This window comes from Micromonospora sp. NPDC049204, from assembly GCF_040647935.1.
Classification (GTDB): domain Bacteria; phylum Actinomycetota; class Actinomycetes; order Mycobacteriales; family Micromonosporaceae; genus Micromonospora.
In genome coordinates this window covers 1-25912 of the sequence record NZ_JBEZDC010000004.1, presented here as the reverse complement: position 1 = coordinate 25912, position 25912 = coordinate 1, and the positions used below count along the sequence as shown (strand labels likewise).

General features: G+C 71.3%; 19 protein-coding genes and 1 rRNA gene. 5 read left to right on the top strand and 15 right to left on the bottom strand.

Annotated features, from left to right (window positions below):
* Nucleotides 1-37 precede the first annotated feature (37 nt).
* The 8 genes from obgE to AB0A90_RS09090 form a co-directional block, all read right to left on the bottom strand.
* Nucleotides 38-1507, bottom strand: a complete 1470-nt coding sequence (gene obgE / locus AB0A90_RS09125; RefSeq protein WP_357244184.1) for a GTPase ObgE — start codon at nt 1505-1507, stop codon at nt 38-40.
* Between the two features lie 93 nt (nt 1508-1600).
* Nucleotides 1601-1855, bottom strand: a complete 255-nt coding sequence (rpmA, locus tag AB0A90_RS09120) for a 50S ribosomal protein L27 (RefSeq protein ID WP_007464062.1) — start codon at nt 1853-1855, stop codon at nt 1601-1603.
* Between the two features lie 11 nt (nt 1856-1866).
* Nucleotides 1867-2181, bottom strand: coding sequence for a 50S ribosomal protein L21 (rplU, locus tag AB0A90_RS09115; RefSeq protein ID WP_007464063.1), 315 nt, complete (start codon nt 2179-2181; stop codon nt 1867-1869).
* A gap of 166 nt (nt 2182-2347) precedes the next feature.
* The gene (locus AB0A90_RS09110) at nt 2348-2839 is read right to left on the bottom strand and encodes a hypothetical protein (RefSeq protein WP_357244180.1); all 492 of its coding nucleotides are present in this window, start codon (nt 2837-2839) and stop codon (nt 2348-2350) included.
* A gap of 116 nt (nt 2840-2955) precedes the next feature.
* Nucleotides 2956-5994 (bottom strand): Rne/Rng family ribonuclease, encoded by a 3039-nt coding sequence (locus AB0A90_RS09105; RefSeq protein WP_357244178.1) that lies wholly within the window; start codon nt 5992-5994, stop codon nt 2956-2958.
* 131 nt (nt 5995-6125) lie between these two features.
* On the bottom strand, nt 6126-6938 hold the full coding sequence (locus tag AB0A90_RS09100) for a TIGR03936 family radical SAM-associated protein (RefSeq protein ID WP_357244175.1): 813 nt from the start codon (nt 6936-6938) through the stop codon (nt 6126-6128).
* Between the two features lie 160 nt (nt 6939-7098).
* Nucleotides 7099-8844, bottom strand: a complete 1746-nt coding sequence (gene mycP / locus AB0A90_RS09095) for a type VII secretion-associated serine protease mycosin (RefSeq protein ID WP_357244172.1) — start codon at nt 8842-8844, stop codon at nt 7099-7101.
* 174 nt (nt 8845-9018) lie between these two features.
* Nucleotides 9019-11067: a TIGR03960 family B12-binding radical SAM protein gene (locus AB0A90_RS09090; protein WP_357244169.1), complete on the bottom strand. Its 2049-nt coding sequence runs from the start codon at nt 11065-11067 to the stop codon at nt 9019-9021.
* 432 nt (nt 11068-11499) lie between these two features.
* Between AB0A90_RS09090 and AB0A90_RS09085 the strand changes: the two genes are divergently transcribed.
* The gene (locus AB0A90_RS09085) at nt 11500-12504 is read left to right on the top strand and encodes a hypothetical protein (RefSeq protein ID WP_357244166.1); all 1005 of its coding nucleotides are present in this window, start codon (nt 11500-11502) and stop codon (nt 12502-12504) included.
* A gap of 78 nt (nt 12505-12582) precedes the next feature.
* Here the strand turns inward: AB0A90_RS09085 and AB0A90_RS09080 are convergent, their stop codons facing one another.
* Both AB0A90_RS09080 and ileS read right to left on the bottom strand, forming a co-directional pair.
* The gene (locus AB0A90_RS09080) at nt 12583-13272 is read right to left on the bottom strand and encodes a lysophospholipid acyltransferase family protein (RefSeq protein WP_357244162.1); all 690 of its coding nucleotides are present in this window, start codon (nt 13270-13272) and stop codon (nt 12583-12585) included.
* A gap of 104 nt (nt 13273-13376) precedes the next feature.
* Complete coding sequence (ileS, locus tag AB0A90_RS09075) at nt 13377-16523, bottom strand: isoleucine--tRNA ligase (RefSeq protein ID WP_357244159.1); 3147 nt, start codon at nt 16521-16523, stop codon at nt 13377-13379.
* Nucleotides 16524-17035: 512 nt separating this feature from the next.
* Here ileS and AB0A90_RS09070 point away from each other — a divergent pair.
* Entirely contained in the window at nt 17036-17476 is a 441-nt protein-coding gene (locus AB0A90_RS09070; protein ID WP_357244157.1) for a carboxymuconolactone decarboxylase family protein, read from the top strand.
* On the top strand, nt 17473-18348 hold the full coding sequence (gene sigJ, locus AB0A90_RS09065; protein ID WP_357244154.1) for an RNA polymerase sigma factor SigJ: 876 nt from the start codon (nt 17473-17475) through the stop codon (nt 18346-18348). Before AB0A90_RS09070 ends, sigJ begins: the two co-directional genes overlap by 4 nt.
* Nucleotides 18349-18423: 75 nt before the next feature.
* On the opposite strand, the gene ndk is transcribed toward sigJ, so the two are convergent.
* Nucleotides 18424-18849: a nucleoside-diphosphate kinase gene (gene ndk / locus AB0A90_RS09060; protein WP_357244151.1), complete on the bottom strand. Its 426-nt coding sequence runs from the start codon at nt 18847-18849 to the stop codon at nt 18424-18426.
* A gap of 141 nt (nt 18850-18990) precedes the next feature.
* Here ndk and AB0A90_RS09055 point away from each other — a divergent pair, with 141 nt between their 5' ends.
* Nucleotides 18991-20427 (top strand): VOC family protein, encoded by a 1437-nt coding sequence (locus AB0A90_RS09055; RefSeq protein WP_357244148.1) that lies wholly within the window; start codon nt 18991-18993, stop codon nt 20425-20427.
* Between the two features lie 24 nt (nt 20428-20451).
* On the opposite strand, the gene AB0A90_RS09050 is transcribed toward AB0A90_RS09055, so the two are convergent.
* From AB0A90_RS09050 to AB0A90_RS09040, 3 genes are read right to left on the bottom strand one after another with little or no spacing between them, the layout of a single operon-like run.
* Nucleotides 20452-20901 (bottom strand): DUF4233 domain-containing protein, encoded by a 450-nt coding sequence (locus AB0A90_RS09050; RefSeq protein WP_357244145.1) that lies wholly within the window; start codon nt 20899-20901, stop codon nt 20452-20454.
* Nucleotides 20898-22232, bottom strand: a complete 1335-nt coding sequence (locus tag AB0A90_RS09045) for a folylpolyglutamate synthase/dihydrofolate synthase family protein (protein WP_357244142.1) — start codon at nt 22230-22232, stop codon at nt 20898-20900. The genes AB0A90_RS09050 and AB0A90_RS09045 overlap by 4 nt, the downstream gene beginning before the upstream one ends.
* Nucleotides 22229-24847 (bottom strand): valine--tRNA ligase, encoded by a 2619-nt coding sequence (locus AB0A90_RS09040; protein ID WP_357244139.1) that lies wholly within the window; start codon nt 24845-24847, stop codon nt 22229-22231. Before AB0A90_RS09040 ends, AB0A90_RS09045 begins: the two co-directional genes overlap by 4 nt.
* A gap of 69 nt (nt 24848-24916) precedes the next feature.
* Here AB0A90_RS09040 and AB0A90_RS09035 point away from each other — a divergent pair, with 69 nt between their 5' ends.
* Nucleotides 24917-25603, top strand: coding sequence for a hypothetical protein (locus AB0A90_RS09035; protein ID WP_357244136.1), 687 nt, complete (start codon nt 24917-24919; stop codon nt 25601-25603).
* A 220-nt stretch (nt 25604-25823) separates the two neighbouring features.
* Here the strand turns inward: AB0A90_RS09035 and rrf are convergent.
* Nucleotides 25824-25912: ribosomal RNA gene (gene rrf / locus AB0A90_RS09030) — 5S ribosomal RNA — on the bottom strand; the annotation flags it as partial.

The window sequence follows — 25912 nt, the reverse complement described above, 5'->3', positions numbered from 1 at the left end:
GTTTCCGGAAATCAACCCGATCACAGAGCGCAACGGACTACTCGGCGTCGTCCTCGTACTCGTCGTCGTCGAGATCGTCGGACGAGTCCGCGCCCACCTCGTCCGATCGCACCCGGCGGGCCTTGCGGGCGGCGAGCCGGTCCGCCGCGGAGAGCCGGTTCGACTTCTCCTCCAGCCGGACGTCGGTGCCCCGGTTGCCGGGTACGAAGTCCACGCCGGCGTAGAGCGTCGGCTTCCAGTCGAACTCGCGCTCGCCGATCCGCACCAGATCACCGGGCGCCGCGCCGGCCTTGGCCAGCTTGTCCTCCACTCCGAGCCGGGCGAGCCGGTCAGCGAGGTAACCGACCGCCTCGTCGTTGTCGAAGTTGGTCTGCTTGACCCAGCGCTCCGGCCGGACACCGCGAACGGTGAACGAGCCGTCCGCCTCGGCGGTGATGGTGAAGCCGTCGTCGTCCACCGCGATCGGCCGGATCACGATCCGGGTCGGCTCGGCGGGCGGCGCGGCCTTACGCTGCGCCTCGACCAGATCGGCCATCGCGTAGGTGAGCTCCTTGAGCCCCTCCCGGGTGGCCGCGGAGACCTCGAACACCCGGTAGCCGCGCTCCTCCAGGTCGGGGCGCACGATCTCGGCAAGGTCCCGGCCGTCCGGCACGTCGACCTTGTTGACGGCGACCATCCGTGGGCGGTCGCTCAGCCCGCCGTACTGGCTCAGCTCGGCCTCGATGGCGTCGATGTCGGCGACCGGGTCACGGCCGGGCTCCAGGGTCGCCGAGTCGATGACGTGCACCAGCACGGCGCAGCGCTCGATGTGCCGCAGGAACTCCAGGCCCAGCCCCTTGCCGCTGGCCGCGCCGGGGATCAGACCGGGCACGTCGGCGACGGTGAAGGTGTGGTTGTCCATCCGGACCACGCCGAGGTTGGGCACGAGGGTGGTGAACGGGTAGTCGGCGATCTTCGGCTTCGCGGCGGAGATCACCGAGATCAGCGACGACTTGCCGGCCGACGGGAAGCCCACCAGGCCCACGTCGGCGACGCTCTTCAGCTCCAGCACGACGTCCAACTGGTCACCGGGCTCGCCCAGTTCGGCGAAGCCGGGCGCCTTGCGCTTGGCGTTGGCCAGCGACGCGTTGCCCCGCCCGCCGCGGCCGCCCCGAGCCACCTCGAAGGTGGTGCCGGCGCCGACCATGTCGGCCAGCACGGTGCCGTCGGTGGTCTGCACCACCGTGCCGTTGGGCACCTTCAGCATCAGGGTGCGGCCGTTGGCGCCGTCCCGGTTCGACCCGGCGCCGCCCTTGCCGTTGTCGGCCTTGACGTGCGGGTGGAAGTGGAAGTCGAGCAGGGTGGTGACCTGCGGGTCGACGACCAGGGACACGCTGCCGCCGTGCCCGCCGTTACCGCCGTCCGGCCCACCGAAGGGCTTGAACTTCTCGCGGTGGATCGAGACACAGCCGTGCCCGCCATCGCCGGCCTGCAGGTGCAGAACGACCCGGTCAACGAACGTCGCCACGGCGTCAATCCTTCCAGCGAGGTCCGACCCCGCACTTCGAAAAAAGCTAAGCGGGCCGGGACCCGGAGGTCCGCGGCCCGCTTAGCCGGAGAACTACTGCTGCGGAACGATGCTGACGGTCTTACGACCGCGCTTGGTGCCGAACAGGACCGCACCGGCCGACAGCGCGAACAGCGTGTCGTCGCCGCCACGGCCGACCAGGTCACCGGGGTGGAACTTGGTGCCACGCTGCCGGATGATGATCTCACCGGCGCTGACAACCTGACCACCGAAGCGCTTCACGCCGAGTCGCTGGGCCGCGGAGTCACGACCGTTACGCGAGCTGGACGCACCCTTTTTGTGAGCCATTGGAGGACGACCTACTTCCCGCTGGAGATGCCGGTCACCTTGACCTGGGTCAACGGCTGGCGGTGACCCTGGCGCTTGTGGTAGCCGGTCTTGTTCTTGAACTTGTGGATCCGGATCTTCGGGCCCTTGGTGTGCGCGGCGATTTCGCCGGACACCGCGACCTCGGCAAGCTTCGCCGCGTCGGTCACCAGGTCGTCACCGTCGACGAGGAGCACCGCGGTGAGCTTCACCGCGTCACCGGGGGCACCGGTGAGCTTCTCGACCTCGATCACGTCGCCCTCGGCGACCTTGTACTGCTTGCCGCCGGTCTTGACGATCGCGTACATCGGAGGCGGACTCCCTGTCGTTGAGGCTGCTGGCGGTCGTCCCCGCGGCGGCTCGCCGGGTAGCAGTGCACGGCGGCGCGGGCACACGGGAACTCGGCACACCAAAGGTGGGCCGCAGGCAAGAGTACGCCATTGCCGGCCCGGACCCCAAACCGGCCTGCCCTGGTCAGCGCGCGCAGAGCTCGTCGAGGCGCTGCTGGAGCCTGTCGAGTTCGGTCTCGTCGATGGACTCGACATCGGCGCCGAGCGCGGCGACCTCGGTGCCGAGATCGGTGAGCAGGGTCTTGAGCTGCGGATCGGTGGCCCGCTCCGCCTGTTTCCGCAGCTCGCTCCGCCAGCCGGCCAACGCCCCCTCGGCCCGTACGCGGGCAGCCTCGGCCGTGCCGCTGTCCCCGGCGCCCACCGCCGCGACCATCTGGCCCAGCTCAGCCACATACGTCCGGACGGCGGTGGTGCTGGCCTGCTGGGCGGCGACACAGACCTGCGTGGCGCCGCCCGCCGCGGCACCACTGGCCGGAACGCCGCTCGGCCCGGAGGCCGTGCCACCGGTGGTCACGCCGGCCGGACCGGACCCCACGCCCCCCGGCCGGTCGGCGGCACAGCCGGACACGTCGAAGAGCACAGTGCCAAGCGCGATGAGGGCGAGCAGACGACGCATCTTCTTCTCCTGACCAGGGACTGTCGATCCTGGGCCGGAGTGGCACAACGGCGAGGTCCCTCCCCCGTCACTTTGCCGGAGAAGGGACCTCGCCAAACACTTGGCCGGTCAGGCGGTCAGGGGCGCGTCCGCCGGCGTGCGCCACCCCGGCGTGAACGGCGGCGACCGGCACCACCCTCGGTGCTGTCCTCGTCGCCCTCACCGTCGGCGAGCGCGTCCGGGTCGTCCGCCGCGGCCAACCGGGCCGACTCCCCCTGCTGAGCGTCGGAGATCGCCGGTGCGGCGGCCGTCTCCGACTCGTAGCGGGACAGGTCGTAGCCCATGGTGTCCTGGTAGTCCGCGTCCGGCTCGGCGCTGGTCTCGGTGTCGACGACCTCGACCACGGCCCGCTCGGCCGGTGCGTTCTTGCGCGCCCGGCGACGGGACGAGGTGCTGCCCTGCTCGGCGGCGGCCGGAGCGACGGCCACCGAGGAGGCGACCGCCTTGACCTTCTCCCCCGCACCGGCAACGCGCGCCTTCTCCGGCACCGGCTCGGTGTGCATGATGACGCCCCGACCCTTGCAGCACTCACAGGTCTCGCTGAACGCCTCCAGCAGGCCCGCGCCGATCCGCTTACGGGTCATCTGCACCAGGCCGAGTGAGGTGATCTCGGTGACCTGGTGCTTGGTGCGGTCCCGACCCAGGCACTCGGTGAGTCGGCGCAGCACCAGCTCACGGTTCGACTCCAGCACCATGTCGATGAAGTCGATCACCACGATGCCGCCGATGTCCCGCAGCCGGAGCTGGCGGACGATCTCCTCCGCCGCCTCCAGGTTGTTGCGGGTGACGGTCTCCTCCAGGTTGCCCCCGGAACCGGTGTACTTACCGGTGTTGACGTCCACCACCGTCATCGCCTCGGTGCGGTCGATCACCAGCGAACCGCCGGAGGGCAGGAAGACCTTGCGGTCCAGGCCCTTGATGATCTGCTCGTCGATCCGGTACTCGGCGAAGACGTCGCTCGTGCCGACGTGCCGCCGCACCCGGTCCACCAGGTCCGGAGAGACGTGCGACAGGTACGACTCGACGATGTCGTACGACTGCTCGCCCTCGATGACCAGCTCGCGGAAGTCCTCGTTGAACAGGTCCCGCACGACCCGGATGACCAGGTCCGGCTCCCCGTAGAGCAGCGCCGGAGCGCCACCCTCGGCGGCCTTGGCCTGGATGTCCTCCCACTGCGCCTGGAGCCGCTTGACGTCGCGGGCCAGCTCGTCCTCGCTGGCGCCCTCGGCGGCGGTGCGGACGATCACGCCCGCGCCGTCCGGGACCAGCTTCTTGAGCACGTCGCGCAGCCGCTTGCGCTCGTTGTCCGGCAGCTTGCGGCTGATCCCGGACGCGTTGCCGTTGGGCACGTAGACCAGGTGCCGGCCGGAGAGCGCGATGTGGCTGGTCAGCCGAGCGCCCTTGTGCCCGATCGGGTCCTTGGTGACCTGGACCAGCACCGAGTCGCCGGAGCGCAGCGCCTGCTCGATCGAGCGGGCCCGCCCTTCCAGACCGGAGGTGTCCCAGTTGACCTCGCCGGCGTACAGCACCGCGTTGCGACCCCGGCCGACGTCGACGAACGCCGCCTCCATGCTCGGCAGCACGTTCTGCACCTTGCCCAGGTACACGTTGCCGGCCATCGTGCCGGAGGAGTTGCGGGTGACGTAGTGCTCCACGAGCACCCCGTCCTCCAGAACGGCGATCTGCGTACGGTCACCGCGCTGGCGGACCGCCATCACCCGGTCGACCGCCTCCCGGCGTGCCAGGAACTCCGACTCGCTGAGAATCGGCGGCCGCGTACGCCGCTGCTCCCGGCCGTCCCGGCGGCGCTGGCGTTTGGCCTCCAGCCGGGTCGAACCGGACACGCCCTGCACCTCGTCGACGGTCCGGCGCGGCTCGCGGATCTTCACCACGGTCGGTACGCCGTCGTCGGCGGCACCCTCCGTGTCGCCCGCGCCCCGGCGACGACGACGCCGGCGACGGCGGGTCAGGCCGTCCCCGCCCTCGCTGTCCTCGTCCTCGTCGCCCTCGACCTCGGCGGTCTCTTCCTCGTCGGCCTGCGCCGCCTCCTCGGACTCGTCGTCCTCGGCGTCGTCGGCCCCGCCCTTGCCCCGGCCCCGGCCCCGGCGACCACGCCGGCGGCGGCGGCGCGCGGCGGCGCTGTCCTCGTCGTCCTCATCCGCCTCGGCGGACTCGTCGGCCTCCTCGGTCGGCTCCTCCTCGGCCTCGATCGCCTCGATCGGCTCCACCGGCTCGACCTCGCGGCGACCACGCCGACGGCGGCGGGACGGCTCCGCGGCCTCCTCCACCGCCGGCTCCTCGGCGACGGGAGCGGGCTCGACCGGCCGGGTCACCGGCACGGCGTCCGGCTGGGGAGCCATGAACAGCACGGTGGGCGCGGAGAGCGCGGCCCGCCGACGACGGGTACGCGGCTGCTCCGGCTCGACCTCGGCCGGCTCAATCGGCTCAGCTGTCACACCGGAGACGGCGACACCAGGTGACACCTCGCCGGCGCTGGTCCAGGGCGACTCGGCGGGGGTCGCCGTGGGGATGTCGTTCAGCTCGGCCTCGGCCTCGCGAAGGTCGGAGGCCACCGGTTCCTCGGCGGCGACCGGCTCCTCGACGACCGGCTCCTCGACCGCGGGCGGCTCCTCGACGGCCGCCGGGGTGGCCTTCTTGCGCCGGGTACGGGTCACCTTGACCGGCGGAACCACGTCGGCCGGGGCCACCTCCGCGGAGGACGCGACGAGCGGCTCCTCGGCGGTCGTCTCGACCGGGGTGGCCTTACGACGGCGCCGGGGGGTCTTGGGCGCGACGTCCTGGTCGCCGGAGATCGGGGCGAAGACCTCCGCCTGCGGCGACTCGGTACTGGCGGCCTCGCTGGTGGACGCCTCGGCCGGAGCGTCGGTCTGCTCCGGCTGGCTCAGCGGGGCGGCGCGACGTCGGGTCGCCCGGGCGCGCCGTACCGGCGCGGCGGGCTCGGCGCTCTGCGCGCCGTCCGGCTCCACCGAAGCCGAACCGACGGCCGTGGTGGGGGTCGCGACGGCAGCGCCGTCGGCCGTGGTGCTCTGGTCGGCGGTCTCCCCGGCCGGCTGTGAACCGGTCCGTTCGCCGCCCTCGGGCTCGTTCTCGAGCATGGACGTTCTCCAGTTCTGGCTACCCCGGGCGCGGGTGAGCGCTGCCACGCAGGGTCGCCGCAAAAGTGTTTCCGCCGGGCGCGCGTGGTGCGCGACCGCCGAAGTCTGCCTGCCAGAACACCAACCGTCGGTCAGTGCCCAACGATGGTTGCCCCGTCGCGATCCGCATCCAACGGATCCACGATCGCACCCTGCGCGGTCAACGTGCCCTGAGCCAGCCGGGTCACCCTCGGCGAAACCGGCGGCTCCAGGTCGGCCACCACGCGGAGGCCGGAAAGGACGTCATCGGGCCGTACGGACGGGGTGACCTGCCGTACGACCAGTTCGAGTATCGCACACGGTACGGCCGGCGCCCCGGAAGGCGTCGGCGTTGGTGCGAGGACATCGATCGATATCACTGCGGCGCGGGCGTCGAAGGTGCGTCGACCCTGCTTGGTCATCCGCTCCACCAGCACCTCGTCAGCAGCGAGGAAGGCGTCCACCGCGGCGCGGAGCACCTCGGTCTCGACCTCGGGCAACTCGATGTGCCAGTGCGACGCCTCGATCCGGTCCGGGAGGTTGCCCCCCTCGGCGATCACGGCGTCCAGGACGTCCAGCCCCGGCGAGAGCGCGGCGTCCAACGCGGCGCGCAGCGCCTCCGGGTCGACCTCGGCCTGAAGGGCGATCTCCAGGTACTCCGCCTCGCTCGCCACCCCGGTGGGCGCGGCGCTGGCATAGGAGATCTTCGGGTGCGGGTGGAAACCCTGGGAGAAGGCGACCGGCACGGCGGCCCGGCGCAGCGCACGCTCGAACGCCCGGGCGAAGTCCCGGTGCGAGGTGAACCGCAGCGGCCCGCGCTTGGCGTACCGGATGCGGACGCGCTGGACGACCGGTGCCTGGCCGCCCTCGGGTTGAGGCTTCTTGGCGATCGTGGGCTCCTCGGGTGTACCTGCGTGTCCGACCATCCTGGCCCAGCGCCACCGACGGTACGCAGCCGGGGCGGTCGGAGCGCCCGGACAGGTGGGTACGAACCGCCCGACTGGGTCGTGACCACCCGTCCGCGAAGCCTGATGGCCGGCCGGCGGCCCCGGAAGGTCACCAGCCGGCCATCACGATCAGAACCGGTTACCGCTCTTGCGGCCCAGTGGGCGGAGCTCCGCCCGGCGGGCCGTACCCGGGAGGCAGAAGGTGGCCGGGCGCCGAGGGATGACCGGAAGCTGGGGGGTCGGCGGGAGGCGAGCCGCTACCGGGAGGCGTGGGGTAACCGGGAGGCGAGGGGTAACCGGGAGGCGTGGGGTGGCCGGGGGGCGGGGCATACCCGGGAGGCTGCGCGTAACCGGGAGGCTGCGCGTAACCGGGAGGCTGCGCCTGACCCGGAGGCTGGGTGCACCCGGAGGGCGGGCCGTGACCGGGAGGCGGAGGGTAGCCGGGCGACGCGGCATACCCGGGAGGCGGGCCGTAACCGGGAGGCTGGGCGTAACCGGGAGGCTGGGCATACCCGGCAGGCGGGCCGTACCCGGGAGGCGGAGGGTAGCCGGGCGACGCGGCATACCCGGGAGGCGGCGGGTAGCCAGGAGGCTGGGTATAGCCAGGAGGCTGGGTGTAGCCGGGGGGCGGGCCGTAGCCCGGCGGCGGGGGCGGGTAGCCGCCGGAGATCATCTGGTCCAGCACCTCGTCCGGGATGTCGGCGGCGGCCCGGACCGCCTCCCGCCGGTAGCGCCGGCGGTTCCAGATGAGGAACACCACAAGCGCCAGCAGCAGCACCAGCGCGACGGCGATACCGATGACCACGACCATGACCTGCTGGTCGGTGGGACCACCGCGATCGCCGTGCTGGGAGAGGTCGAACTCCTTCGCGGCCTCGGTGATGATCGGGCCCGGGCTGGGGGTCGCCTCTGGGCCGAGCAGCGGGTTGGTGGTGACCGGCGGTACGTTTGCGGTCAGCGCCTTCAGCGGGTCGATCAGCCCGAAGCCGAACTGCGGATCTCGCCCGGCCCGGCCGGAGTCCCGTGCGGTCCGGATGATCCGGTTGATCACGTTCGGGGCGTTGAGATTCGGATATTTCGCCCGGATCAGCGCGGCCAGGCCGGAGACGATCGCCGTGGCGTCGGAGGTCCCGTCGCCCCAGCCGTAGCCCCCCTCGTTGCTGGCGTTGTAGATGCCGTCGCCCGGAGCGGCGACCACCGCCTCCGGCCCCTGGACCGAGCCGGACCAGAATCTGCCGCCCTTGGTCGTCCCGGTAACCGCGATCACACCGGGGGTGTTGGCCGGTTGCGCGACGCTGACATCGCCCTTGGCCGTGTTGCCAGCGGAGGCAACCACGACGACGTCGTGGTCCAGCGCGTACCTGATCGCGCTCTCTTCCTCCGGGCTGACGACGCCCGGCCCACCGACGGACAAGTTGATCACCTTGGCGCCACCGTCGACGGCCATCCGGATACCGAGAGCGATCACCCCGTCGCTGAAGGTCCCGCTGCCCTTGCCCATCTTGATCGGCAGGATCTTCGCGCCGGGGGCGATGCCGTCCACCCCGTCGCGACCGCCGCTCTTCGCCGCGATGATGCCGGCCATGTGCGTGCCGTGGCCGTTCTCGTCGGCCCGACCGTCTCCGGAGGCGCCGTAGCTGCGACCACCGGCAAGGACCTGACCCCGCAGGTCCGGGTGGCTGGCCTCGACACCGCTGTCGAGCACGGCCACGATCACGCCCCGCCCGGTCGAGATCTTGTGCGCCTGGTCGATCCGGAGCTCGTCCAGATACCACTGCTCGGCCCGCCGAGGCGCGGCGGCCGCCGGCTGGGCCGCACCTACCACCAGGAACCCCGCCAGCAGGCAGGCAGCGGCCGGCCGGATCGCTCCGACGTTCATCCTCATCCGTCTGTCCTCACCGCAGGATGCCCGGGAAGTGCCAGCGTTCATGGAGAAACCGGACATCGCGCTATCCCCCGTCAGCGCCAGTCACCCGCCGAGCACGAGGCCCGGCGGGTGTGGTGTCGACTGTGGAGGCTAGCGGTCACCGCCGCCGGGTGCTGCCCCGGCGGCGGGCGGTCAGGCCGGGTGGTCGGCGGCCGGGACCTTCATTCCGTTGCCGCCCAGCGGCGTGAGTGGCAGCAGCTTCTTGCCGGTCGGGCCGATCTGGATCTCGGTGTCCATCGATGGGCAGACGCCGCAGTCGAAGCAGGGCGTCCACCGGCAGTCGTCCTGTTCGAACTCGCTCACCGAGTCCTGCCAGTCCTGCCAGAGCCAGTCCTTGTCCAGGCCCGAGTCGAGGTGGTCCCAGGGCAGGACCTCCAACTCCTCGCGCTGCCGGGTGGTGTACCAGTCGAGGTCGACCCCGAACGCGGGCAGCGTCTCGGCCGCCGCGTCCACCCAGCGCTGGTAGGAGAAGTGCTCGCTCCACCCGTCGAACCGGCCGCCGTTCTCCCAGACCTTGCGGATCACCGAGCCGACCCGGCGGTCACCCCGGGACAGCAGTCCCTCGATCAGCGACGGCTCACCGTCGTGGTACCGGTAGCCGATGGCGCGGCCCAGCGAGCGGTCCGAGTTGATGGCCTGCTTGAGGATCTTGAGCCGGTGGTCGATGACCTCCGGACGCTCCATCGAGGCCCACTGGAACGGGGTGTGCGGCTTCGGCACGAACCCACCGATGGAGACCGTGCAGCGGATGTCCTTGGAACCGGTGGCGGCCCGACCGGCCCGGATCACCTCGTGGGCCATCTCCGCGATCTCGAGGACGTCCTCGTCGGTCTCGGTGGGGAGGCCACACATGAAGTAGAGCTTCACCTGCCGCCAGCCGTTGGTGTACGCGGTGACGACGGTACGGATCAGGTCTTCCTTCGTCACCATCTTGTTGATGACCTTGCGAATCCGCTCCGACCCGCCCTCCGGGGCGAAGGTCAGGCCGGTCCGCCGCCCGTTGCGGGACAACTCCTGCGCGAGGTCGATGTTGAAGGCGTCCACCCGGGTCGACGGCAGCGACAGCGAGACGTTCGTGCCCGCGTACTGCTCGGCGAGGCCCGAGCACATGTCACCGATCTCGGAGTGGTCGGCCGAGGAGAGCGACAGCAGGCCCACCTCGTTGAAGCCGGAGAACTCCAGGCCCTCGCGGACCATCTGCCCGACCGTGGTGATGGACCGCTCCCGCACCGGACGGGTGATCATGCCGGCCTGACAGAACCGGCAGCCCCGGGTGCAACCCCGGAAGATCTCCACCGCGTACCGCTCGTGCACCGTCTCGGCCAGCGGCACGAGGGGCTTCTTCGGGTACGGCCAGGCGTCCAGGTCCATCGTCGTGCGCTTGTGCACCCGGAACGGCACGTCCGCCCGGTTGGGCACGACCCGCTGGATCCGCCCGTCCGGGAGGTAGTCGACGTCGTAGAAGCGCGGCACGTAGACGCTCTCGGTGCGCGCCAGCCGCAGCAGCAGCTCGTCGCGGCCCCCCGGGGAACCCTCGGCCTTCCACTCCCGCACGATCGCGGTGATCTCCAGCACCGCCTCCTCGCCGTCGCCGAGCACCGCGGCGTCGATGAAGTCGGCGATGGGCTCCGGATTGAACGCCGCGTGGCCACCGGCCACGATCACCGGGTCGGCGTCGGTGCGGTCGGCGGCCAGCATCGGGATGCCGGCCAGGTCGATCGCGGTGAGCATGTTCGTGTAGCCCAGCTCGGTGGAGAAGGAGATGCCGAACACGTCGAAGTTACGCACCGACCGGTGCGCGTCGACGGTGAACTGCGGCACGCCGTGCGTGCGCATCAGCGTCTCCAGGTCCGGCCAGACCGCGTACGTCCGCTCGGCGAGGGTGTCGGGCAGCTCGTTGAGCACCTCGTAGAGGATCTGCACGCCCTGGTTGGGCAGGCCCACCTCGTACGCGTCGGGATACATCAACGCCCAGCGCACGGTCGCCGCGGCCCAGTCCTTGGTCACCGCACCCAACTCGCCCCCGACGTACTGGATGGGCTTGGAAACCTGGGGCAACAGCGGCTCGAGCTGGGACCAGACGGACGGCTCCAGGTCACGGCTCGGCGTCGGAGCCGCCGAGCTGGAGTCGTCGCGAGAGTTGGTCGCGGCCGCGCGCGGCGTCGTGGACGGGGCACTCATGATGCCCAAGGGTACGCGCCCACCCGGCGGTGGCGACGCGGTACTAACCTCGGACCGGCGCGAGAGGAGATTGCCGCCATGCCCGAGCCCCAGCCGGGAGCACGGCCGGCCGACGGGAGCACCCCGGGCGCGGAGCCGGACCGGGTTCCGGCGGCCGCCGATCAGCCGGCCTCCCCACCCGTACCGTCGGACCAGCCGAAACCGTCGGACCAACCGGACCCTCCGACGCAGCCGGAAGCGTCAGACCAACCGGAACCGTCGGACCAACCGGAACCGTCAGACCAACCGGCCCCTCCGACGCAGCCGGAAGCGTCGGACCAGCCGGCACCTCCGACGCAGCCCCAGTCTCCGGATCAGCCGGCAGCCTCGGGCCGGCCCGAGCCCGCCACCACCCCGGAGCCCCCCGCGCCCAGGTGGAGCGGCTCGGCGCCGGTGCCACCCCCGCTGCCACGCCGACCGGTCTGGGGCGAGTCGGCCGAGCCGACCCCGCTGCCACCCCTGCCCGTGGGACCGCCGGAGCACCAGACGCCTGTCGACCCGTGGGCCGGCGTGGACACCGGCGGCTGGGACCTGCCCTCCGCCGAACTGCCGTCGCTTACCCCGCTCCCCCCGACGATGCCGCATCCGACCCCGCCGGCGACGAAGCAGTGGCCCAGCCAGCCTGCTCGCTCGGTCGGGTCGCACCCGGTGTCTCCGGCCGCGGCCCCGAGGCCACCGCAGGCGACCGGACCCAGGATGCCGACCCGGCCGACGCCGCCGCCCACGCCACCGCCCAGCGCGCCGAAGCAGCGCCGGGGCAAGCGGTCCGCCGCGCCGCCCGTGGCGCCGCCGGCGGGGCCGCCGCCGGGCTGGCAGGCCCCCAAGGGGTACGTGCCGGTGCCGGTTCGCCGTCGTCGCCGCTGGCCCTGGTTGCTGCTGCTCACCCTGGCCTGCTGTTGCGGCTGCCCCGCCTACTACGGATTCCCGATCTCAGCCCAGTACCCGGTGCAGGCCGCGCTGCCCGCCCAGGTCGACGATCTGAAGCTGCGGCAGGACGGCCGCAGCGCGGAGGCCGCCCGACAGTTGGAGAAGGAGGTACGCGGGGAGCACCTGCTGGCCGAGGGCACCTTCGCCGGTGTCTACTCCACCTCGGGCGGCAAGCAGGTGACGGTCTTCGGCGGAACGGGTTTCCGGTGGAGCCCGGAGTCGGACGCGGAGGCCGAGATCAGCCGGCTCACCGAGCGGTACGCGCTGGACGCACCCGAGGTTGTGGACACCGGTGTGCGGGGCCGGCACGAGCGATGCGCGGTCGGCCGGTCCAACGGCGGTGACGTGGTGGTCTGCACCTCTGTCGATCACGGCAGCATCGCCACCGGAGTGTTCACCCGGCTGTCGGTCGCCGACAGCGCCGCCCTGTTGAACACCCTGCGGGCCCAGATCATCCAACCCAAGGCCTGAACGCGACCCACCCAGCGTTGATCAGGAGGTCTCCCGCCCCACGAAGGCGGTGGACTTCCTGGTCAACCGGGGTGGGGGTCAGGCCTCGCGAGTCGCGTCCGGGTGGGCGCGCGGCGGGGCGTAGCGGGGGACGTACTCCTGGCCGGTGAGCTTCTGGATCTCGCTCATCATCTCGTCGGTCATCTGCCGCAACGAGGTGCGGTCGGTCGGCCGCCCGGTCAGGTCGATCGGCTTGCCGAACCGAATGATGATCTCGGCGGCGCCGGGCCGGGGCACCCGGGCGCCGATCGGCTGCGCCTTGTCCGTGCCGATCATGCCGACCGGGATGATCGGCACGCCGGTCGAGGTCGCCAGCCGAACCGTGCCGGTCCGCCCCCGGTAGAGCCGGCCGTCCGGCGAGCGGGTGCCCTCCGGGTAGACCACCACCAGGTCACCGTTCTTGAGCACCGGGATCGCCGCGTCGAACGCGGACAGCGCGGCTCGACCGCCGCCCCGCTCCACCGGGATGGCACCCAGGCCGGTGAGGACGAACTTGGAGATCGCGCCCTTCACACCGGTGCCCTTGAAATACTCCGACTTCGCCCAGAACGCCAGGTGCCGGGGCACAACCGTGCCGAGGAACAGCTCGTCGGCCACGGACAGGTGGTTGCCGGCGAAGATCGCCCCGCCGCTCCTCGGCACGTTTTCCAGCCCCTCGACGGTCGGGCGGAACGCCAACCGCAGCGTGGGCCCCACGGCGAGCTTGCCGATGGTGTAGAGCAGGGGCACTGGTCCTCCGGCAGATCAGGTGCGAACAGGCGGTGTCACGGTAGCGGACGCCCGCACACCCCTCGGACGGAGGTGGCGCGGCGCCCGCTACCTGACGATCGTCGCTAGACCCGGCGGACGGAGACCGTCACCCGGTCGCCCTCGCCGACCTCACCGGCGAAGCCGTCGATGCCCTCGGCGAAGTCCACCGAGTCGGCCAGCACCTCCCCGGACACGAAGTCCAGGTACCCGGCCACCGCCGCGCGCACCTGCTCGGAGGCCGACACCGACACCACGATCCGGTCCGACACATCGAGGTCGGCGTCCCGGCGAGCCTGCTGCACCACCCGCACCACGTCGCGGGCCAGCCCCTCGGCCGCCAACTCCGGGGTGACCTCGGTGTCCAGCACCACCACACCCTCACCGCCGGGCAGCGGCGCGGAGTTCTCCGCATCGGCGGCGACCAGTCGCAGCTCGTACTCGCCCTCGGCGAGGGTGACGCCGGCGGCCACCGGGGCGCCGTCGACCAGCTCCCAGTCGCCCGCCTTGACCGCCTTGATCACCTGCTGCACCTGCTTGCCGACCCGCGGACCGAGCGCCCGGGGCACCACCGTCAACACCTGCTCGCAGTACGCGGACAGCTCGGCGCTGAACTCGACGGCCTTCACGTTGACCTCGTCGGTGACCAGGTCGGCGAACGGACGCAACTGCTCCGCCGCCGGGGAGGCCACGGTCAGCTTGGACAGCGGCAGCCGTACCCGCAGACCCTTGGCCTTGCGCAGCGACAGCGCCGCCGAGGCGACCGCCCGGGTGGCGTCCATCGCGGCGACCAGGTCGTGATCGGCCGGGAAGTCCGTCGCCTCCGGCCAGTCGGTCAGGTGCACCGACCGCTCCCCGGTCAGGCCTCGCCAGATCTCCTCCGCGGTCAACGGCGCGAGCGGCGCCACCACCCGGCAGAGCGTCTCCAGCACCGTCCAGAGCGTGTCGAACGCGTTGACGTCACCGGACCAGAACCGATCCCGGGAGCGGCGCACGTACCAGTTGGTCAGGGCGTCCAGGTAGGACCGGACGGTGGCGCAGGCGCCGGAGATGTCGTACGCGTCCATCTGCGCGCCGACCGTGGCCACCAGCTCGTTGGTCTTCGCCAGGATGTACCTGTCGAGCAGGTGCGTCGAGTCGGTGCGACGACTCGCCTGGTGCCCGTCGGCGTTGGCGTAGAGCGTGAAGAAGTACCAGACGTTCCACAGCGGCAGCAGCACCTGCCGGACGGCGTCGCGGATGCCCGCCTCGGTGACCGCCATGTCCCCACCGCGCAGCACCGGCGAGGACATCAGCATCCACCGCATCGCGTCCGAGCCGTACGCGTCGAAGACGTGGTAGACGTCCGGATAGTTGCGCAGGCTCTTGGACATCTTGCGCCCGTCCGAGCCGAGCAGGATGCCGTGGCTCAGGCAGTTGCGGAACGCCGGCCGGTCGAACAGCGCGGTGGCCAGCACGTGCATGGTGTAGAACCAGCCGCGGGTCTGCCCGATGTACTCGACGATGAAGTCGCCCGGGTAGTGGTGCTCGAACCAGTCCGCGTTCTCGAACGGGTAGTGCACCTGGGCGAACGGCATCGACCCGGACTCGAACCAGCAGTCCAGCACCTCCGGCACCCGGCGCATCATCGACTGTCCGGTCGGGTCGTCCGGGTTGGGGCGGACCAGGTCGTCCACCGCCGGCCGGTGCAGGTCGGTCAGGCGTACGCCGAAGTCCCGCTCGATGTCGGCCAGCGAGCCGTAGACGTCCAGGCGCGGGTAGTTCGGGTCGTCGGACTTCCACGCCGGGATCGGCGAACCCCAGAACCGGTTCCGGCTGATCGACCAGTCCCGGGCGTTCGCCAGCCACTTGCCGAACGAGCCGTCCTTGATGTGCCCGGGCGTCCAGTTGATCTCCTGGTTCAGCTCGACCATCCGGTCCCGGAACTGCGTCACCGCCACGAACCAGGAGGACACCGCCTTGTAGACAAGCGGGGTGTCGCAGCGCCAGCAGTGCGGGTACGAGTGGGTGTAGGTGTCCTGCCGGAGCACCACCCCCCGCTCCTTCAGCTCCCGGATCACCGGCTTGTTGACGTCGAAGACCTGCTCACCCTGGTACGGCGGGACCAGCGCGGTGAACCGGGTGTGGTCGTCCACGGTGACGATGGTGGGGATGCCGGCGGCGTTGCAGACGTTCTGGTCGTCCTCACCGAAGGCGGGGGCGAGGTGCACGATCCCGGTGCCGTCCTCGGTGGTGACGAACTCCGCGCCGAGCACCTGGTACGCGTTGTCGCCGGCCTGCTCGACGAGGAAGTCGAACAGCGGCGTGTAGCGGCGTCCGACCAGGTCCCGGCCGTACACCGTGCCGACCTGCTCGAAGCCGTCCAGTTCCTTGGCGTACGCGGCCAGCCGCGCCGCGCCGACGACGTACCGCTCCCCGTCGCGTTCCAGCACCGCGTACTCGATGTCCGGGCCGACGGCGAGCGCCAGGTTCGACGGCAGGGTCCACGGCGTGGTGGTCCAGACGCCCAGCCGGACCGGCCCGCGCACCAGCTCCGGCGCGGACTCGTCAGCGGTCAGCCCGAACCACACCGTCAGCGTCGGGTCGTGCCGGTCCCGGTAGACGTCGTCCATCCGGGTCTCGGTGTTCGACAGCGGCGTCTCGCAGCGCCAGCAGTACGCCAGCACCCGGAAGCCCTCGTAGATCAGACCCTTGTCGTGCAGGGTCTTGAAGGCCCACATGACGCTTTCCATGTAGTCCAGGTCGAGGGTCTTGTAGTCGTTCGTGAAGTCGACCCAGCGGGCCTGCCGGTTGATGTACCGCTCCCAGTCCTGGGTGAACTCCAGCACCGAGGTGCGGCAGGCCTCGTTGAACCGGGCCACGCCCAGGTCGATGATCTCCGCCTTGCTGGTGATGCCGAGCTGCTTCTCGGCCACCACCTCGGCGGGCAGGCCGTGGCAGTCCCAGCCGAAGCGCCGCTCCACGTGCCGTCCGCGCATGGTCTGGTAGCGCGGCACCACGTCCTTGACGTACCCGGTGAACAGGTGGCCGTAGTGCGGCAGACCGTTGGCGAACGGCGGGCCGTCGTAGAAGACGTACTCGTTCTTGCCGTCGTCGCCGGCCGGGCGGGCCTCGACGCTGGCCTCGAAGGTCTGGTCGGCCGTCCAGTGCTCCAGCACCCGGCGCTCGACCGCGGGCAGGTCCGGGCTCGCCGGGACTCCGGCGGCGGTCGGGTCGTGCAACGGATAGGCCATCGGGGGTCGCTCTCCTCATGCAGCTCACTCAACGTGGGTCTGCGAGGACGAACCGTCCCAGGGGTACGCCTCGACGGCGCTCCCGGGTGATCCGCGGTACCACCCCGCTTGGCGGTCACGATCGACCGCCCGCTCATTGACCGGCTGTGACGGGCCGCACCCGTCCGGTTCTACTGGGCCGGTGACCCGGCCGTTCTTCCGGAGGCTCACCGGTGATAGCCGGATCATCGCCAGTCCCAACGATACAAGACCCACCCACCACCACACCGCCGACCAATCCACCCCCACCCCCGACCCACCCGCCCCCAGCCCGACCCCAGCCCGACCCCAGCCCGTTGATCATGAGGTTATTGCTGGCCGCCCCGGCGTGTCGTGACGATAACCCCATGATCAACGGGCTGGGGAGTGAGGTGGGGTTGGTGGGTGGCATGACTGGGGTCACAGGTTTGGCTGTCACGGTGCGACCTCTCCCATCCGTCGTGTCGGTGTCCAACCGATCAGGGGAGGTAGTCATGCAGCGGATGAATCCCGGCGCGGTGGCGCCGAAGGCGTACCAGGCGGTCATGGGGCTGGAGAAGTACGTCCAGTCGAACGTCGACCAGACGGTGCTTGAGCTGGTGAAACTGCGCGCGTCGATGATCAACGGATGCGCGTACTGCGTCGACATGCACAGCCAGGACGCGCTCGCCAAGGGTGAGTCGAGCCGGCGGCTGTTCGCGGTGGCTACCTGGCGGGAGTCGCCGTTCTTCGACGAGCGGGAGCGGGCCGCGCTGGACCTCACCGACGCGGTCACCCGGCTCGGTGAGCACGGCGTGCCGGACGAGGTGTGGGACGCCGCCGCGAAGGTCTGGTCGGAGAAGGAACTGGCCGACCTCGTCGTCGCGATTGCCACAATCAACGTGTGGAATCGGATCGGAGTGACCATGCGGTTGGAGCCTCCGGCCCACGCATGACCACTGAGGCAACAGACGCGGCCGGTGCGCTCCAGGCGCACCGGCCGATGCTGCTCGGGCTCGCGTACCGGCTGCTCGGCAGCCGACACGACGCGGAGGACGTGCTCCAGGAGGCGTACCTGCGCTGGCACGGCGTGGACCGGTCGGCGGTCGAGGAGCCCCGCCGGTACCTGTCCCGGGTGGTCACCCGGCTGGCCCTGGACCGGTTGCGGGCCCGGCAGGCGGCCCGCGAGACGTACGTCGGCACCTGGCTGCCCGAGCCCGTGCCGACCGCGCCCTCGCCGTTCGGACCGTTGGACCGCGCGGAGTTGCGCGACTCGCTCTCCACCGCGTTGTTGCACGTCCTGGAGCGGCTCACCCCGCCGGAGCGTGCGGTGTACGTCCTGCACACCGCCTTCGACCTGCCGTACGCCGAGATCGCCGAGATCCTGGAGCGGACCCCGGAGGACTGCCGCCAACTCCACCACCGGGCGACCAGCCGGGTCCATCAGGAGCAGCGGCGCTTCACCGCGAGCCGGGCCGAACGGGAACGGTTGCTGGACGCGTTCCTCGCCGCCGCCCGCGACGGTGACCTGGCGACGCTCACCGGCCTGGTCGCGGCGGACGCCACGGCCTGGAACGACGGCGGTGGTCGGGTCCGGGCAGCCCGCAACCCGGTCACCGGCGCGGACCGGATCGCCCGGTTCTACGCCGGGATCTACGGCCCGGGCCGTCCCATGACCGTGCATCCGATCGAACTGAACGGGGAACCCGCCGTGTTGATCACGCGCGCGGACGGCAGTCGGTACACGCTCACCATCGCCGCGGCCGACGGACGGATCACCGGGATCTACGTGGTCGGCAACCCGACGAAAGTGCCGCCGGTCGACTGAACCCTCCGGTGCCGTCGGCCGGTCCGGACCGCAGAGCCGGCCCGGACCGCGCAGCGTCAGCCCAACTCGGGAGCGTCAGCCCAGCTCGGGGAACCAGAGCGCGATCTCGCGCTTGGCGCTGTCCGTCGAGTCGGAGGCGTGCACCAGGTTTTCCCGGTTGGACAGCGACAGGTCGCCCCGGATGGTGCCGGCGGCGGCCTTGCGTCCGTCGGTGGCGCCGACCAGCCCGCGGACCACGTCGATGACCTGGTCGCCGGAGAGCACGAGCGCGACAAGTGGACCGCTGGTCATGAAGTCCTTCAGCGGCGGGTAGAACGCCTTGTCCACGTGCTCGGCGTAGTGCTCGTCGGCGAGCGTCGCGTCCATCGTCCGGTGCACCATCGCGTCGATTCGCAGCCCCTTGCGCTCGAAGCGGGAGAGGACCTCGCCGACCAGGCCGCGGCGGACCGCGTCGGGCTTGATCAGAACGAGGCTGCGCTCATCCGGGCTGTTGCTGGACACGCTGGGTTCCTCCTGTGCACGCTGGACGCCTGGGATCGGTACGGTCAGCGTAGCGACCCGGTCCCGGCGCCGGCGCGGCGGCCGGCCTTTCGCCCGGTGGCCGATCCGGCCTAGCCTGGCCCTGACCCCGGGAGGTCCACTGTGGCGAATGGCGGGAACCGACCCATCGCGCCGGTACGCAAGCTGGTCGGCGTGGTGCTGGGCACCGTGGCCACCTTCGTCGTCGTCTTCGGGCTGGGCATGCCCAGTTGGGCCATCGTGGCTCTCGGGGTCGCCCTGCTGGTGCTGGCGATCGCGCTGGCGACCGTACGCGGTGGTGGGCGCACCTGGGTGGTCGGTGTCGGGCACGTGCACAGCGCCTCCGAACCACCCACCCAGTACGCGTTCGGCCGCTGCGAACTGCAACTGGTGCTCGACGCGCCCGGTCTGCCGCCCCGGTCCAAGAAGATCATCGAGCCGAGGGTGCCGGTCTCCAAGTGGCCGTCGCTGGGCCAGACCCTGCCGATCCGGGTCGCGTTGGACGACCAGCGGCACGTGAAGGTCCTCTGGGACGAGGTGCCGACCCACGCCGAGACCGCCGCCGCGGTCGCCGACCTCCCGCCGGAGTTCGCCGAAGCCGAGGCGATGGACGAGGTACTGATCCAGCAGGATGCCCCGCCGTGGGCCGGCCGAGGGCCGGACGACGATTTCCGGGAAGATTTCCGCGACCCGCTCGGCGACCCCTACCGTGACCCGCTCGGCCCCGACCCGGTGCGCGCCGACCCCCTGCGCGATGATCCGCTGCGCGACGACCCGGGCGTCGTGCCCGAGGAGCGCAAGCCCGTGGTGATGCACCAGAGCCCGGGCGGCCCGGTGGTGTTGGAAGGCGTCCTCGTCGAGCAGCAGGCCAGTGGTGGACTGCCCCGGCGGGCCACCCCGGCACCACGCCCGCCCGCCGAGGAGCGCTTCGACGAGCGGTACGACCTGCCGGAGGACGACCGGGCAACCCCGCCCGCCGGAGACGCCTTCGACCCGCCGGCCCAGCGCGTCGACCCGCCGCCCGCCCAGCGGTCCGGGCCGGGCGCGACCGACCCACTGGACCCCCTCGACCTCCCGCTCGACGACCCCTCCCCTGCCGGGGCGGGACGCGAGACGGTCACCGACGAGGAGTTGGACCAGGCGATCTTCGGGTTCGAATCGGGCGCGACCGCCGATCCGGGCGCGCCGATCAGCGGGGTCGGTCTCACCCTGCTGGTGACCGACCTGTCCCGTTCGCTCGACTTCTACCGCGACGTGCTCGGCTTCACCGAGGTCGACCGGGGCGCCGGCAACGCCGTACTCGCCTCCGGCACGACCCGGCTCGTCCTGCGCGAGGTGACCGGCGCGGCGCCCATCAGCCGCCGCCTGGTGCACGTCAACCTTGAGGTCAACGACATCGAAGCGGCGTACGAACGGTTACGCGGGTCGGGCGTCCGATTCACGTACGCGCCCCGGGTGGTCAACCGGGGCTCGAAGCTGGAGGTGTGGGCGGCGGCGTTCCGCGACCCGGACGGCCACGGCATCGCGCTCACCCAGTGGCGCGAACGCGCCGAGGCCTGACCCGGCCCGCCGACCGGTCCGGCGTCAGCCGAGGATGACCCGGCGGACGTGCAGCGCGTACGCCCAGACCAGGGCGAAGATGATGCCCAGGGCGAGCAGCGACCAGTGCAGCAGACCGCCCAGCATCAGCAGGCCCTGGAGCACCGTGCCGGCGTGCCATGCCCAGGGGCGGCGCATCATGCCGGCGACCACGATGGCGGCCACCGCAAGTGCCACCACGGCACCGATGGCGGCGCCACTGAGATCACCGCCGACCACACGGATCGGCTGGATGGCGAGCAGCAGCACCAGCGCCTCCAGGCTGAGCGTGCCGGCCCCGAGGCCGCGTACCGCCCGCTCCGGGTTGCGCAACCCGGAGCGTCGCGGCTGCCCGGCGACGCGCTCCTCCGATACGGACTGATCGGCCGGCGAGCCGGCCGCGCCCTGGTCGGCCGGGTCATCGGTGGCGGAGGGGTCCCGCTGCGGCTCGGTCATCGCTTCAGCAGCCGACGAGCATCGGCGACCGTCACCACCGAGCCGGTGACCAGCACCCCGACCCCGCTGAGCTCGCCGGGGACGTCCTCCTCGGCCAGCGCCACCGCCAGCTCGATGGCGTCCGGCATCTCCTCGGCCAAGTCCACCCGCTCCTCGCCGAAGATCTCGGCGGCCAGCGCGGCGAGTGCCTCGGTCGGCATCGCCCGTGGCGAGCTGTTACGGGTGACCACCACCTGGTCGACCACCGGCTCCAGCAACTCCAGCATGGCCTCCGCGTCCTTGTCGGCGAGTACGCCGACGACCGCCACCAGCTTGCTGAACGCGAACTCCTCCTGGAGCGCGGTGACGGTGGCCTTCATGCCGTGCGGGTTGTGCGCGCCGTCGAGCAGGATCGTCGGCGCGTTACGGACCCGCTCCAACCGACCCGGGGAACTGGTCGAGGCGAAGCCCTCCCGGACCGTCTCGACGTCCAGCTGACGTCGAGCCCCGGCGCCCAGGAACGCTTCCACCGCCGCGAGAGCCACCGCGGCGTTCTGCGCCTGGTGGGCGCCGTGCAGCGGGATGAACACGTCGTCGTAGACGCCGCCCAGGCCCTGCAGGCTGAGGACCTGACCGCCGACCGCGACCGCCCGACCCAGTACGCCGAACTCGGCGCCCTCCCGGGCGATGGTGGCCCCGACCTCGGCGCTGCGATCGAGGAGGGGACCGGCGGCCTCCTCCTCCTGTGCCGCGGCGATCACCGTGGCGCCCGGGTGGATGATGCCGGCCTTGGCCAGGGCGATGTCCTGAAGGGTGTCACCCAACCACTCGGTGTGGTCCAGCCCGATCGGGGTGATCACACAGACCCCGGCCTGGATGACGTTCGTCGCGTCCTCCGCGCCGCCGAGGCCCACCTCGACCACCGCGATGTCGACAGGCGCGTCGGCGAACGTGGCGAACGCCAACGCGGTCGTCATGTCGAAGTACGTCAGCGGCTCGTCCGACCGCGCGTCCACCAGCTCGGCCAGCGGTTTGATCTCCCGGTACACGGCCGCGAACCGTTCCTCGCTCACCGGCTCCCCGTCCAGGCTGATCCGCTCCCGGACGGTCTCCAGGTGCGGGCTGGTGTACCGCCCGGTGTGCAGCCCGTGCGCCCGCAACAGCGAGTCGATCATCCGTGCGGTGGAGGTCTTGCCGTTGGTGCCGGTCAGGTGGATCGCCGGGTACGCCCGCTGGGGGCTGCCGAGCAGGTCCAGCAGCGACTCGATCCGGCCCAGCTCGAAGACCATGCGGGTGAAACCACGGGCGTTGAGCTCGGCCTCGACGGCGGCGAATTCGGTACGGTCGGTCACGAGGAAAGCGTCTCCAGAGCAGCGTCGATCCGGACCAGGTCGGCCTCGGCGGTGGCGAGCCGGTCGCGGATCTTGGCGACCACCGGCTCGGGGGCCTTACCGATGAAGGCCGGGTTGTCGAGCTTCGCCCGAGCCTGCGCGACCTCCTTCTCGGCCGCCGCGCGGTCCTTCGTCAGCCGGGCCCGTTCGGCGGCCACGTCGATCGACCCCCGGGTGTCCAACGCGACACCGACCGCGCCGGGCATGGCCAGCGTGGCGCTGGCCTGGAAATCGTCTCCGGCCGGGTCCAGTCGGACCAGGGAGCGGATCAGCGGCTCGTGGGCGTCGATGCCCGCCCCGGCCAGCCCGTCCAACCGGGCGGCCACCCGCTGGGTCGGGCGCAGCCCCTGATCGGAGCGGAACCGCCTGATCTCGGTGACCACGCGCTGCACACCTGCCAGCTCGGCCTCGGCGGCGTCGTCGACGAGCGACCGGTCGGCCACCGGCCAGGCGGCGGTCTGCACCGTCTCGCCACCGGTCAGCGCGAGCCACAGCTCCTCAGTGACGAACGGGATGACCGGGTGCAGCAGCCGCAGCAGCTGGTCCAGCACGTGCCCGAGGACCCGACGGCTGGTCTCGGCCCGCTCACCGCCCTCGGCGAGCACCGGCTTGCTCAGCTCCACGTACCAGTCGCAGACGTCGTCCCAGGCGAAGTGGTAGAGCAGGTCACACACCTTGGCGAACTCGTACGCCTCGAACTGCTCGTCGACCTCGGCGGTGACGTGCGCCAGCCGGGACAGGATCCACCTGTCGACGGTGGAGAGCCGCTCGGCGGGCGGCAGGTCACCCGTGGTGTGCGCACCGTTCATCAGGGCGAACCGGGTGGCGTTCCACAGCTTGTTGCAGAAGTTGCGCGAGCCCTGGCACCACTCCTCGCTGACCGGCACGTCCTGACCGGGGTTGGCGCCCCGGGCAAGGGTGAACCGGGTGGCGTCGGCACCGAACCGGTCGATCCAGTCCAGCGGGTCGACGACGTTGCCGAACGACTTCGACATCTTCTTGCCGTGCTCGTCGCGGACCATGCCGTGCAGGGCCACCACGTCGAACGGCTGCTTGCCGTCCATCGCGTACAGGCCGAACATCATCATCCGGGCGACCCAGAAGAACAGGATGTCGTAGCCGGTGACCAGGACGCTTGTCGGATAGAACTTGGCCAGGTCAGGGGTCTGCTCCGGCCAGCCGAGCGTGGAGAACGGCCAGAGCGCGCTGGAGAACCAGGTGTCCAGCACGTCCTCGTCCTGCCGCCAGCCGTCGCCGGTCGGCGGCTGCTCGTCCGGGCCGACGCAGACGATCTCGCCCTGCGGGCCGTACCAGACCGGGATCCGGTGCCCCCACCACAGCTGGCGGGAGATGCACCAGTCATGCATGTTGTCGACCCAGGCGAAGTAGCGCTTGGACAGCTCGGCGGGCTCGATGCGGACGCGACCGTCGCGCACGGCGTCGCCGGCGGCCTGGGCCAGCGGTCCGGTGTTGACGAACCACTGCAACGACAGCCGCGGCTCGACTGTCGTCTTGCACCGCGAGCAGTGCCCGACCGCGTGCACGTACGGCCGCTTCTCCGCGACGATCCGACCCTGCTCGCGCAACGCCGCCACGATCGCGGGCCGCGCCTCGAACCGGTCCAGCCCCTCGAACGGGCCAGGCACGGTGATCACGCCACGCTCGTCCATGACCGTGATCGCGGGCAGGTCGTGCCGCTGGCCGATCTCGAAGTCGTTCGGGTCGTGCGCCGGGGTCACCTTGACCATGCCGGTGCCGAACGACGGGTCGACGTGCGCGTCGGCGACGATCGGGATGCGCCGGCCGGTCAGCGGCAGCTCGACCTCGGTGCCGATCAGGTGCTGGTAACGCTCGTCGTCCGGGTGGACCGCCACCGCCGTGTCGCCCAGCATCGTCTCAGCCCGAGTGGTGGCCACCACGACCTCGTCGCTGTAGCGGATCGAGATCAGCTCACCGTCGTCGTCGGTGTGCTCGACCTCGATGTCGGAGAGCGCGGTCAGACACCGCGGGCACCAGTTGATGATCCGGTTGGCCCGGTAGATGAGACCCTCGTCGAAGAGCTTCTTGAAGATCGTCTGGACGGCCCGGGTCAGCCCCTCGTCCATGGTGAAGCGCTCACGGTCCCAGTCGACGGAGTCGCCGAGGCGCCGCATCTGCCCCAGGATCGCCCCGCCGGACTCGGCCTTCCACTGCCAGACCCGCTCGACGAACTTCTCCCGGCCGAGGTCGTGCCGGGACAGGCCCTCCGCGGCGAGCTGACGCTCCACCAGGTTCTGGGTGGCGATGCCGGCGTGGTCCATGCCCGGCAGCCACAGCGCCTCGAAGCCCTGCATCCGCTTGCGCCGCGTCAACGCGTCCATCAGCGTGTGCTCGAACGCGTGGCCCATGTGCAGTGAGCCGGTCACGTTCGGCGGTGGGATGACGATGGCGAACGGGGGCTTGTCACTGTCGGCGGAGGCCCGGAAGTGCCCGGCGGCTACCCACTGCTCATACCGTCGCTGCTCTACCTCGCCGGGCTGGTACTGGCCGGCAAGGGTCGGGGCGTCGGGGCGTCGGGCATCCAGTCTCTCGGTCACCTGACAAGTCTACGGAGGGCTTCCGCGGACCTGACGTGCGCCACCTGTGGTTCGCGTACGGTGTCGGCTATGTCCGACGCACATCTCACCGAGCGGTCGCTCGACGGCGGCCGCGAGCCGGTCGAGCTGACCGAAGAGCCGATCCAGCTGAGCACCCGCGACTCCGGGGGCGACCCCGACGAACGCCCCAGCGGCTGGTCGAGACGGCGCAAGATCGCTTGGACGGTCGCGCTGGTGGTCGGCCTGGCGGGCGCCGGGGTGCTGGGTGCCGCCGGGTGGCGGGTGGCGCAGCAGAAGGACACCGAGCTCACCTCGCCTCCGCAGATCGCCGGCCTGAGCCGGGACGACAGCGAACGAGCGAAGAGCACGGCCGACTACCTGCGCAGCGGCCTGGCGGCGGACATCGAGTTGGACCGCAGCTTCGGCACGGTCTACCGCGACCCGGCCGACGAGAAGCGCTCCGTGCTCATCTTCGGCGGCACCACCCTGCTCTGGCAGCCCGAGCGGGACCTGGAGAGCCTGTTCCGCCTCATGTCCGACGAGACAGGTGCGGTGACCGGCCTCCGCGAGATGCCCGCCGGCGACCTGGGCGGCGTGCTGAAGTGCGGTAGCACCAGCGGCGAGGGTGGCGACTTCGCGGTGTGCGGGTGGGCCGACCACGGCAGCGTGGTCATGGCGATGTTCCCGGGCCGGTCGGTCAGCGACGCCGGTGGCCTGCTGCGCAACCTCCGCGCCGGCATGCAGTCCCGCAACTGACCCCACCCGACCGGCGCCCCCGCCCAGACCAGCGCCCGGCCGCAGGCCGCAGGGTCGCGCAACATCCTGGTTGTAGTGGGGTCAGCACGTCGGGGACAGCACGACATCCTGGTTCGAGCGTGACCTTGCCTCCGGCGCGAGGAACCCGGGTCGGTGAACCCACCAATCGGCAGACGCAGAAAAGGCCACCCCGTGATGGGGTGGCCTTTTCTGGAAGATTGTCCGGCGGCGTCCTACTCTCCCACACCCTCACGAGTGCAGTACCATCGGCGCTGGAGGGCTTAGCTTCCGGGTTCGGAATGTAACCGG

Coding starts and splice junctions, on each gene's coding strand:
- AB0A90_RS09050 (WP_357244145.1), bottom strand. CDS start 20,901: ATGACCGAGCCGCAGCGGGACCCCTCCGCCACCGATGACCCGGCCGAC.
- AB0A90_RS09105 (WP_357244178.1), bottom strand. CDS start 5,994: ATGCTCGAGAACGAGCCCGAGGGCGGCGAACGGACCGGTTCACAGCCG.
- AB0A90_RS09100 (WP_357244175.1), bottom strand. CDS start 6,938: ATGGTCGGACACGCAGGTACACCCGAGGAGCCCACGATCGCCAAGAAG.
- sigJ (WP_357244154.1), top strand. CDS start 17,473: ATGACCACTGAGGCAACAGACGCGGCCGGTGCGCTCCAGGCGCACCGG.
- ileS (WP_357244159.1), bottom strand. CDS start 16,523: ATGGCCTATCCGTTGCACGACCCGACCGCCGCCGGAGTCCCGGCGAGC.
- AB0A90_RS09090 (WP_357244169.1), bottom strand. CDS start 11,067: ATGAGTGCCCCGTCCACGACGCCGCGCGCGGCCGCGACCAACTCTCGC.
- rplU (WP_007464063.1), bottom strand. CDS start 2,181: ATGTACGCGATCGTCAAGACCGGCGGCAAGCAGTACAAGGTCGCCGAG.
- mycP (WP_357244172.1), bottom strand. CDS start 8,844: ATGAGGATGAACGTCGGAGCGATCCGGCCGGCCGCTGCCTGCCTGCTG.
- rpmA (WP_007464062.1), bottom strand. CDS start 1,855: ATGGCTCACAAAAAGGGTGCGTCCAGCTCGCGTAACGGTCGTGACTCC.
- AB0A90_RS09110 (WP_357244180.1), bottom strand. CDS start 2,839: ATGCGTCGTCTGCTCGCCCTCATCGCGCTTGGCACTGTGCTCTTCGAC.
- AB0A90_RS09035 (WP_357244136.1), top strand. CDS start 24,917: ATGTCCGACGCACATCTCACCGAGCGGTCGCTCGACGGCGGCCGCGAG.
- AB0A90_RS09070 (WP_357244157.1), top strand. CDS start 17,036: ATGCAGCGGATGAATCCCGGCGCGGTGGCGCCGAAGGCGTACCAGGCG.